The organism is Frankia gtarii, from assembly GCF_025403375.1.
GTDB classification, from domain to species: domain Bacteria; phylum Actinomycetota; class Actinomycetes; order Frankiales; family Frankiaceae; genus Frankia; species Frankia gtarii.
The window spans coordinates 1-10,129 of the sequence record NZ_JAMPTM010000233.1; the positions used below are offsets into that span (position 1 = coordinate 1).

Below are 10,129 nucleotides of genomic sequence, written 5' to 3' on the forward strand. Positions count from 1 at the left end.
GGGGAACTGGCAATTCGGGGACACAGGCGCTGGGCGGTCCCGGGGTGCTCGGGGCGCCGCGGTTTCTCGTCGTCGGCGCGTTCGTCCTCGACTGCCTGGTCAGCACGTCGCGGTTGCCGGGCTGGGGCCAGGACGTTCGTGCCGAGGCGATGTGGACCGTGCCGGGCGGGAAGGCGCTCAACCAGGCGGTGACCCTGGCCCGGCTCGGCGCGCAGGTCGCCGCGGTGGGGGCGGTGGGAGCCGACGTGGTGGGCGCGGCCGTCCGGGCGGCTCTGGTCGGCGAGGGGGTCGACGTGTCGGCGATGGCGGTCATCCCGGACACCCCGACGCCCGTCTGCATCGTTCACGTCCGGGACGACGGCGAGAAGGCGGTCGTGTGGCGAGTTCCCGATGCGTTGGCCGTCACCCCCGACCAGGTCCAGGCGGCGGCGGCGACGTGCGGGCCGGCCGACGCGGCGCTGGTGACGTTCGAGTTCGCCGAACGGGCTCCGGACCTCATCGCCGCCGCCGCTAAGGCTGCCATGCGGGTCGTCGTCAACCCGGCGCCGGCGCCGACCGACCCGGCAGTCGTCAGGACCGTTCCGTGGGAGCAGGTTGACCTCCTCGTCCCCAACGAGGCCGAGGCCCGCGCGCTGCTTGCCGGGCGGCCCGCCGCCCGGGGGCCCGCCGGCCGCCTCGCCGAGGCGGTCTGCGAGACGCTCGGCGTCCCGACGGTCTGCGTCACCCACGGCGAACGAGGATGTGTGGTGCGGACCGGCGGCGCGACGACCATCCACCCCGCTGTCGCGGCGGGAGTGATCGACACGACCGGGGCCAGCGACGCCTTCACCGCGGTGCTCGCCGCCCGCCTGGTGGCAGGCGCGGACCCGGCCACCGCCGTCCGCCACGCGCAGGCCGCCGCGGCGCTCACGGTCAGCCGGGTCGGTGCCTACGAGGCGCTGCCCACCGTCGGCGAGCTCTGTGAGCTGGTGTTCGGCCTACCGAAACCGTCGGGGTAGGACCGCCGGGCACGAGGGATCGGAATGCGCCCGGCCATGTCGCCGCCGGGTCCGGTGGATGCCGCGAACTGGGCGATGCCGCGGCGGTAGGCGTCCTCCTTGCGGCGGGCGATCACCGCCGGGTCGATCTCGACCACGCCGAGCCGGCCCCGGGCACCGCAGGCGGCGGCGCGCGCGGGGTCGAGCAGGAACGGGGCGAGTGCGGCGGCCAGCGCCTCGGCGTCGTCGGGCGGGACCGCGGTCCCGGACCCCCAGCGTTCGACGAACGGCGCCACGCCGGTCCGGGTCGTGGTGACCACCGGCCGCCCGGCGGCCATCGCCTCGACGGCGGCGATCGAGAAACTCTCGAAGCGGCTGGGCACGGCGACGGCGCGCGCCCGCCGGTAGAGGTCGCGGATCTCGGCGCCGGACAGATGGCCGGGGAACTCGACGTCCAGGCCGAGCTCGCGCGCCCGCCGGGCGAGCCAGGTGCCGGCGGGGGTGCCACCGATCAGGCCGGCGGGGCGGCCGGCGAGTACCAGCCGGTGGGTGATGCCCGCGCGGTTGAGCCGCGCGGACGCGTCGAGCAGGACGTCCACCCCCTTGTAGGCCTCCAGACGGCCGACCGCGGCGACCGTCGGCGACGTCCCGGCGACGTCCGGGACATCGCGCCAGGGGATGGCGTCGAACGGGTTCGGGATCACCTCCACGGCGCGCCGATCCAGCCAGCCGCGTTCACGCAGGGTGTCTACGAGTAGCTGAGACGGGGAGGTCACCACAGCGGCGAGATCGACGGAAATCCTGTCGAGCCGGTCGGCGAGCCGGCCCTTGTACCCGATGGGCTGGCCGACGAGCTGGACGGCGAGCATGGTCGGGCAGTGCAGGTGGATGGCGAGCGGGCGGGTGCGGTACAGCGCCTGGACCAGGCCGCGGGTCTCTCCGTCCTGCGTTTCGATCACGTCCGGGCGCAGGCCGAGGCGGCGCATCCAGAAGCTGTAGGACAGCGGCAGGCTGACGCGCAGTGTGATCGAGTCCCGCGGGTAGAGGGGCCCGCGCAGCCGCGCCCCGACCGGGCCCAGCCCGCGGCTGACCGGAACCCGCAACAGCGGCCGCCGGTGCACGTGCACCCCGTCCTGCACGGAGTCGACGATCCGGTGACCCTGGGCGCAGAGCACGTGCACCTCGTGCCCGAGCTGGGCGAGCGCGACGGCCAGCGTCGCCGTGTAGCTGCCCGCGCCGTCCCAGACGACCGGCGGGTACTGCTCGCAGAAGAACAGGATGCACAGGGCGCGTAGCGATCGGACCGAATCCGCCATGCGTCTCCGTTTCCATCGGTCCGGTCACCGAAGCATGCGGGAATGATGGGAATATGCTACCGCGGACATGGCCCGGACAGGTGATTGTCGTCGAACGCCCGGCGATTCTCCCTGGGTGGTCCGGTGGGTGCGGCGAAATAGCGTAGCGCGAGCCCCTGCCGATATTGTCCGGGCAGGTCCGATACCGTGTGGTGATCTGCCGGGAGTCGGTCTTCTGTCCGAACTTGCGGTTAAAATCTGGGCGTCGCCGTTTCCCGGTGGTTGGGGATCATCCTGGGGGCGTTCAGGCCGAGTCGAGGGCGGCCCGAAGTCGGGCACGATGAGCTCCGATCAGGGCCGATCGGTCCGGTCGCAGCAGCTGTCGGACCCTGAAATAGGCGGGGCGGGTGACCGCGAATTCCTGCACGGTGGTTAAGCGCAACATGGAGACGGTTTCCGGCGGTGGCCCTGTTGATCAGGAAGGCCGGGTGGTTATGTTGCCCATGCCCCCGTTGTCATCGCCATGGCGGCGTGGCGGTATCGAAGGTTCGCCGTCGCCGCATGGACCCGATTCTCGTGAGCGCGTCCTGCTTCCTACGTGGGAGAGAACTCCCGGGGTGCGGCAGGGGCGGGTGCTGCGGCGGGGTCGGGCAGCTAGGGAGTGCTCGGAAGCCTTCGCGGCGCACTCGGGTTCGGGTTCGGACTCAGGTTCGGGTTCGGGCTCAGGGCTCGGGCTCAGGGCTCGGGCTCAGGGCTCGGGGCTCGCGACGAGGCCGGAGGACGGTGGTCGATGCCGTGCTTGGCGCGTTCGGGTCGCGGCGCGCCAGCACCATCCGGCTACATCCGCCGTTGTGTTGGAAAAACGAAACGGAACGAAACAGCAATACGGTCATCCCTGCCGCTCAGATACGCCACCGCGGCCACCGGACTCCGGCGTGGAACGTGCCGCATGCACCGGGAGTGACGGGGTCGATGCTGGGAACAGGACATTCGCGGGAACTGCACCAAACATGTCGTCAGTGGTCGATCCTGGGCGCCGAGCCGATCGCCAGCGCTTCGGGCCGGAGGTAGCGTTGCCCTTTTCGCTCCACCGACGGCCATCGCTGCGCCCGGGCCGCTGGATCCCGCGTGCCTCGGTGAGCCGGGCTCCGGCCGGTGGCCGGGGCCGTCAAGAATGTGAGGGAGGGCGTCGATGTGCCACCTGTTCGCGATGAGTAGTGGTCCGAAGCGGATCAAGGCCACGTTCTGGCTGCTGGACGCGCCCGACAGCCCACGCGCAGCCACGCTGCGGACGCCGGACGGCGCCGGGCTTGGTGCCTTTGACGCGGACGGGGTCCCACAGGTGGTGAGGCAGGCGATCCGCAGTCGCACGGACACGGCGTTCGCCCGGGAGGCCCAGGACGTCATCTCGTCGACCTTCGTCGCGCATGTGCGGCACGCCTCCACCGGCCAGGCCAGCGACGCCAACACGCACCCGTTCGTCCGCGACGGGCGGATCTTCGCCCACAACGGGGTGATCGAGGGCCTGGACAAACTGGACGCGGAGCTCGGCACGGCCGGCCTGCCGGTGCTCGGCGACACCGACTCCGAGCGCTTCTTCGCGCTGGTCAGCAGGGAGATCGACGCTCACGACGGGGACGTGGGCGAGGGCATCGCCGCGGCCGCCCGCTGGGTCGCGCAGAACCTGCCCCTTTACTCCATCAACATGATCCTCATCACCGACCGGGAGCTGTGGGCGCTGCGCTACCCGGACACCAACGGCCTGTACGTGCTCCAGCGTGGCGCCGGCGGACGCAACGACCGCCACCTCGACCATGCAAGCCCGTTCAGCGAGATCCGGGTCCGCTCCCTCGATCTGCGCGACGAGCCCGCGGTCGTGGTCGAAAGCGAGCGGATGGACGAGGATCCGCGCTGGCGGCTGATGGACAGCGGCGAACTTCTCCACGTCGCGGCCGATCTCGCGGTGACCTCGCGGATCGTGCTCGAGGGCCCGCCCGCCCACCAGCTTTCCCTGGAGGATCTGCGGCCTGAGGCAGCCGTGTCGCAGACCACATCGGTGCCCGATCTGCCGATGTCCGGCTGATTCTGGGGCGGCGTCACCGGCAGACTCGGCCGCGGCGCGTCGGCCGCGGCGTCTCGGTTGCGGTGCGGTGTTGCGGTGCGGTGTTTCGGTGGGCATGTCCATCAGCTGCCGCCCACATGGGCCGTCCGCTCGGCGTTCCCACGCAGTTCGGTGAAACCTGCCGACATAGCGGGTGCGGTCTCGGGGTAGCAACAGTGCACGGGTAATGGTGCGGACAGTCGCAGTTCCCTGCGCGGAAGGGGCTCGTCGTGGTACTTGAAGTCGGCAGGATCGGGCTTTGGGCAGCCCAGCGGCAATGGCCGACGGACGTCCGGTCACGGGCGGAGGTCGCCGCCGAAGTGGCGGCGATGGGTATCCCGACAGTGTGGATCGGCAGCGCCAGCGGGGATCTGGAGCTTCCCGCCGCCATCCTGGATGGCACCGAAGGGCTAGTGGTCGGCACGAGCATCCTGAACGTCTGGACCGAGAAGGCCGACATCGTCGCCGACCATTACGCGATGCTCGCCAAGGCTCATCCCGACCGGCTGCTGCTCGGGTTCGGCGTCGGGCACCGGGACCCGGTGGAGAAGGTGACGGGTCGCCGCTGGGAGCGGCCGGTCGAGATCCTTCTCGACTATCTGGACACGCTCGACGAGCTCGGGGTGCCCCGGTCCGACCAGGCGCTGGCGGCGCTCGGTCCCCGGATGCTGGAGATCGCCTCCCGGCGCACCCTTGGCGCCCTGCCCTACCTCGTCACGCCCGAACACACCCGGCGGGCGCGGGAGATCATGGGGCCGGATGCGCTGCTCGCACCCGAGCAGATGGTCGTGCTCGACGCCGACCCCGGCAGCGCCCGCGCGGTCGCTCGCCACAGCCTCACCCGCTACCTCAGTCTGCCGAACTACGCCAACAACCTGCGCCGGCTCGGATTCACCGACGCAGATCTGGCCGGGAGCGGCTCCGACCGGCTCGTCGACGCCGTGGTCGCCTGGGGCGACCTGGATACCGTCCTCGGGCGGATCGCCGAGCACCAGCAGGCGGGTGCGGATCACGTCGCCGTGCAGGTTCTGACCTCGACGCCCACCCAGCTCCCGCTCGCGCAGTGGGGCCGTCTCGCGGGTGCGATCCACAGCCCTGCGTCACCCTGACCAGGGGAACCCCATGCGGTAGTCTTTCGGCAACCGATCAATTCGCCTGCCCTGTGTCTGCGGCCGAGTCACGGAGAGTGACGCATGCCCGCAGCCATTTCAGGCCCCCCGTCTCCGGACGCGGAAGGCGTTTCCGAACAGCGCGTTTCCGAACACGGCGGCGGTAGCGCCGCGATCCCTGTCGCCCGCGAGGGCGAGTCGGCGCCGCCGCCGTTGGCCGCGCCCGCGGACGCCACACCGGTCGTGGTTGCGGTGGGCGGCGAGTCGGAGCTGGTCGTCAGCCTGATGTCCGGGATGTCCGCCGATGAGCGGAGCCGCCTGCTCGGGATGATCAACTCGTCGATTGCGGCTGAACGGTCGGCCGCAATCGATGGGACCGTCCACCGCCAGGTCGACGTCGGGGTGCGTCGCCGTCGCTCGTCGCGCCGTCCGACGGATGCCGAGGCGGTGGACGCGGCCGACCTCCGCGGCGGCGAGCCGGGCGCGCACGGGTCTCGGGGCGAGGCGAGCGATGGCTGAGCAGCGTGGAGCCCCGTGGGAGTTCGTGGTTCCGCCGTGCGAGGTGTTCGGGTCGGTGGTGTTCGAGGTCGGTGGGGTCCGGGTGGGCATCGCCGGGTCGGGTCGGCTCGCCGCCACGGTGCGGCACCGTTCGGGCGGTTTCACGGTCGCGTTCCGGGGAGATCTTGACTCCGCTGCCGAGCCGATGGCCCGGGCGCTGCTGTGGGCGTGCCTGAACGGGTGCGCGCGCGCGCTCGTCGTCGACCTGACCGGTGTGTTCGTCGATGTCCGCGGGTTCACTGCGCTGCATCTGCTCTGGCGGGCCGGTCGAGAGCGGTGTGTGCGCGTCGCGCTCGCGGGGTGCTCGCACGTCCTGGACCGGATGGCGACCATCCTCACCCCCCAGGGCATACCTCGATTCCGTACAGTAGGTGTGGCATGGCAAGCGGTAACTGACTTCGAGTCGACCGCTCCCCCTTCCGCGGCAATCGGGGGATAACCCCCAAGGTGATCCGACAGGATGGGACAGCCGGGGTTGCGGCGGTCGGGCCGCGCTGGAATTGCGGGGGAACCACGATGGAGATCGACAAGCTGCTGCTGGACGCCAGTCTGGCCCGGCTGCACCATCTGGCGCCGAGCCAGGTCGAGCTCGCCAAGCTGGTCAGCGAGGTCGTGCGGGCCGTCACCGAGATCTTCGACCTGGCCGGCGCGGGCGTCCTGTTGGCCGACGCGGACCGGGCCCTGCGCAGCATCGCCGCTGCTGACAGCAGCGGGGCCCTGCTTGAACGCGTCCAGGAGGAGTGTGGCGAGGGCCCCTGCGTCGAGTCGTTCATCACCGACGAGATCGTCGTGTCCGAGGATCTGGCCGCGGAGACCCGGTGGCCGCGGGTCGTCCCCGCTCTTCTCGACGGCGGAATACATGCCGTCCTCGGCATCCCGGTGCGCCTCGGTGGCGGCCCGATCGGCACCCTCAACGTCGCCGCCGACTCCCCGCGCGTCTGGACTGACAGCGAGCGCGACGCGATGGTGCACTTCGGCGCGGTTCTCGAGAACCTGCTGCTCGCCGGGCTCATCGCCGACCGCAATGACAAACTCGCCCGGCAGCTCCAGTATGCGTTGGAATACCGCGTTCCCATCGAGCGCGCAGTCGGATACCTCATGGCGACGAGGAAGACAGATTCGGTCTCGGCGTTCGAGATCCTGCGGCGGACCGCGCGCAACGAGCGCCGGCGGGTCTCCGAGCTCGCCGAGGCGATCCTCGCCCGGCGACGGGTGCTCTGACCGCCCGGCCGGCTCACCCCCGGTCGGATGCGGGGGCTGGCCCGATGGTCGCCGCCTCCGCGGTCCTGTTTCACTGTCGGCAGGACGACATGGTTCCCCGGGTGCGATGACTGGCCTGACCGTGATGGCTCCACGACGATGATGCCCACCGGGGCGATTCCTCGGGTGGCTGGCGCGCCGGCGTGATCGGGATTTTGCGGGGCCGGTCATCCCCGTACCGCGGAAACGACCTCTGACGAAAGGGGGCGAATGATCGAGGCACAAGGGCTCACCAAGCGGTATGGACGCACGGTCGCCGTCAACGACCTGTCCTTCACGGTGCAGCCCGGCAAGGTGACCGGATTCCTGGGGCCCAACGGCGCCGGGAAGTCCACCACGATGCGCATGATTTTGGGACTCGACAACCCGAGCGCGGGCACGGTCCGCATCGACGGCAGGCGGTACGCCGAGATGAAGCAGCCGCTGCGCCAGGTGGGCGCGCTGCTCGAGGCGAAGTGGGTGCATCCCAACCGTTCGGCGCGTTCTCACCTGCGCTGGATGGCCGCGTCCAACCGGATCCCGGCGAAGCGGGTCGACGAGGTGCTGGAGATCGTCGGGTTGACCGGCGTGGCCGGCAAGCGCGCCGGCGGCTTCTCACTCGGCATGGCACAGCGGCTCGGAATCGCGACGGCGCTGCTCGGCGATCCGGGCGTTCTGCTGTTCGACGAGCCCGTCAACGGCCTGGACCCGGAGGGGATCCTCTGGATCCGCCGCTTCATGCACCGGCTCGCGGACGAGGGCCGGACGGTCTTCGTCTCCAGCCACCTGCTCTCCGAGATGGCCCTGACCGCCCAGGAGCTCATCGTCATCGGGCGCGGCCGGCTCATCGCGCAGACCAGCACCCGGGCCTTCATCGACATGGCGTCCGAATCGGCGGTCCGGGTCCGCGGCCCCGAGATGGAGCGGCTGCGCGGGGTGCTCACCGGTCAGGGGCTCGCCGTCCGCGACGTGCCCGCCGGCGACGACGGTCCGGCGGCGCTGCTGGTGCCGAACAGCAGCACCGAACAGATCGGCGAGCTGGCCGGGCGGGTCGGCCTGGTGCTGCACGAGCTGGCCGCCCAGCGTGGCTCGCTGGAACAGGCGTTCATTCAGCTCACCGGGGGCGAGGTCGAGTACCACGCCGGCGCGCTCCCGGGGGCGGGGAACGGCTCGCCGCCCGCCGGTACACCCGCCGCTCCGGCCCAGCTCACCGGGCCGCCGACGCGGGGGATCCAGGCCGCTGCGGCGGACGCGACGCGGGGAGGCGACGCGCGATGACCCTGCTCACCGTCGAACGCATCAAGCTGTTCTCCACCCGTTCGCCGTGGTGGTGCATGATCATCGCAACTGCCCTGACTGTGGGCCTGACGTCCATCTTCGCGGCGACTACCAAGTCCTCCGACCTGCCCGAATTCACCCCGAGCGTCACCCAGTTCGCCTTCAACTTCGGGCTCGTGGTGATGATGGTGATGGCCACGTTGGCGGTCACCACCGAATACCGGTTCAGCACCATTCGGTCGACCTTCCTCGCCGTCCCCACCCGCACGCCGGCGCTGGTCGCGAAGGCCGTGGTCGTCGCGCTACTGGCCGGAATCGTCGGGGAGATCACCGCGGTCGGCTCCTGGGGCATCGCCAGGCTGATCCAGCCGGACGCGCCGCTGACGCTCGACACGGCGCAGGAGTACCGCAACGTGTTCGGCGTCGGGCTGATCTACCTGCTGTCCGCCGTGCTGGCCCTCGCCGTCGGGCTGATCGTCCGGCAGTCCGCCGGGGCGGTGGTGATCGAACTCATCTACCTGCTCCTGCTGGAGAACCTGCTGCCGGCGATCCCGAGAATCGGCGATCACCTCCAGCACTGGCTGCCGTTCGCCGTCGGCAACAACTTCATCGTTGCCGGACAGCCCGAGACCGACGACGGCCCGCCGGCGATCGAGGGGATGCCGTTCGGGCCCTGGGGCTCGCTGGCGTACTATGCCGCGGTGTGCGTGGGTCTGTTCGTGATCGGGTTGATTCTGGCCAAGCGCCGGGACGCCTGACGCCTGACGCCTGGCGGCCGGCGGGTCGAGGACCCGTCGGCCGAAGAGACACCGGCCCGCGCCGCGCGGCAGCTACATCGCTTCCTGCTTTCAGTGGGTCACAATAAGTGACTTTGCTGGATGGCGGTGGAGGGGGTCGGGATCACGCCTGCACCCAGGCGTGTCGGGCCGCCGGGCCGTCTCGGGCCGGCCGGCGGTCCAACACGTCCCGGCCGCCCCGGGCCGCCGCGGCGTGACCGTCGCTGGGTCGTCCTCCCCGGCGTGGATCCGTTTCTGCTGCGCAGCGCGCTGCGGGCCGCCGTCGTCGCGCCCGCCGTGCTGGCCGCCGGCTACTACCTGTTCGACCGGATCCTGCTCAGCCTGTTCGCCTGGTTCGCGGTCTTCGCCCTGCTCGTCTTCGTCGACTTCGGCGGCCCGGCACGGGTGCGCATCGCCGCCTATGGCGGGCTCGCCCTGGCGGGGCTGCCGCTGATCACCCTGGGCACGCTGTGTTCCGGTTCGTCGTGGGCGGCATGCGGGGGGATGGCGGTGGTGGCGTTCGCCGTCCTGTTCGCCGGAGTGATCAACGCGTACCTGGCGGTCGCGGCCCCGGCCCTGCTGCTGTCCTTCGTGCTGCCGGTGACGAGTCCGGCGGGTCTGTCGGCCGTGCCGGAACGGCTCGCCGGCTGGGGCCTGGGCGCGGTCGCAGCCTTGCTCTCGCTGGTGGTGCTGTGGCCGGCGCGGCCGCCGGACGAGGTCCGTCGGGCCCTGGCGGTGGCATGCCGGGCCCTGGCCGACTGCGTCGCCGTCCGCCCGGCCGGCATCAGGGCTGGAG

At 71.2% G+C, this 10,129-nt stretch carries 9 protein-coding genes and 1 pseudogene; 9 read left to right on the top strand and 1 reads right to left on the bottom strand.

The features are described 5' to 3' along the window. Positions 1-998: PfkB family carbohydrate kinase (locus NBZ83_RS25015; protein ID WP_438803336.1), on the top strand; the 998-nt coding region annotated here is incomplete at its 5' end. On the opposite strand, the gene NBZ83_RS25020 is transcribed toward NBZ83_RS25015, so the two are convergent. Further along, complete coding sequence (locus tag NBZ83_RS25020; protein WP_261570759.1) at positions 929-2,293, bottom strand: glycosyltransferase family 4 protein; 1,365 nt, start codon at positions 2,291-2,293, stop codon at positions 929-931. The two genes, NBZ83_RS25015 and NBZ83_RS25020, sit on opposite strands and share 70 nt — an antisense overlap. A 1,171-nt stretch (positions 2,294-3,464) precedes the next feature. Between NBZ83_RS25020 and NBZ83_RS25025 the strand changes: the two genes are divergently transcribed. From NBZ83_RS25025 to NBZ83_RS25060, 8 genes and pseudogenes are all read left to right on the top strand, one after another. Next, positions 3,465-4,355: a class II glutamine amidotransferase gene (locus NBZ83_RS25025; protein WP_261570760.1), complete on the top strand. Its 891-nt coding sequence runs from the start codon at positions 3,465-3,467 to the stop codon at positions 4,353-4,355. A gap of 248 nt (positions 4,356-4,603) precedes the next feature. After that, positions 4,604-5,482, top strand: coding sequence for an LLM class F420-dependent oxidoreductase (locus NBZ83_RS25030; RefSeq protein ID WP_261570761.1), 879 nt, complete (start codon positions 4,604-4,606; stop codon positions 5,480-5,482). 84 nt (positions 5,483-5,566) lie between these two features. Beyond that, positions 5,567-6,001: a hypothetical protein gene (locus tag NBZ83_RS25035; protein ID WP_261570762.1), complete on the top strand. Its 435-nt coding sequence runs from the start codon at positions 5,567-5,569 to the stop codon at positions 5,999-6,001. Further along, positions 5,994-6,479, top strand: a complete 486-nt coding sequence (locus tag NBZ83_RS25040) for an STAS domain-containing protein (protein WP_261575914.1) — start codon at positions 5,994-5,996, stop codon at positions 6,477-6,479. Before NBZ83_RS25035 ends, NBZ83_RS25040 begins: the two co-directional genes overlap by 8 nt. A 77-nt stretch (positions 6,480-6,556) precedes the next feature. After that, positions 6,557-7,261: a GAF and ANTAR domain-containing protein gene (locus NBZ83_RS25045; protein WP_261570764.1), complete on the top strand. Its 705-nt coding sequence runs from the start codon at positions 6,557-6,559 to the stop codon at positions 7,259-7,261. Between the two features lie 249 nt (positions 7,262-7,510). After that, entirely contained in the window at positions 7,511-8,557 is a 1,047-nt protein-coding gene (locus NBZ83_RS25050) for an ABC transporter ATP-binding protein (RefSeq protein WP_261570765.1), read from the top strand. Continuing rightward, positions 8,554-9,315, top strand: coding sequence for a hypothetical protein (locus tag NBZ83_RS25055; protein ID WP_261570766.1), 762 nt, complete (start codon positions 8,554-8,556; stop codon positions 9,313-9,315). Before NBZ83_RS25050 ends, NBZ83_RS25055 begins: the two co-directional genes overlap by 4 nt. A gap of 261 nt (positions 9,316-9,576) precedes the next feature. Further along, positions 9,577-10,129: pseudogene (locus NBZ83_RS25060) on the top strand (FUSC family protein); the annotation flags it as partial.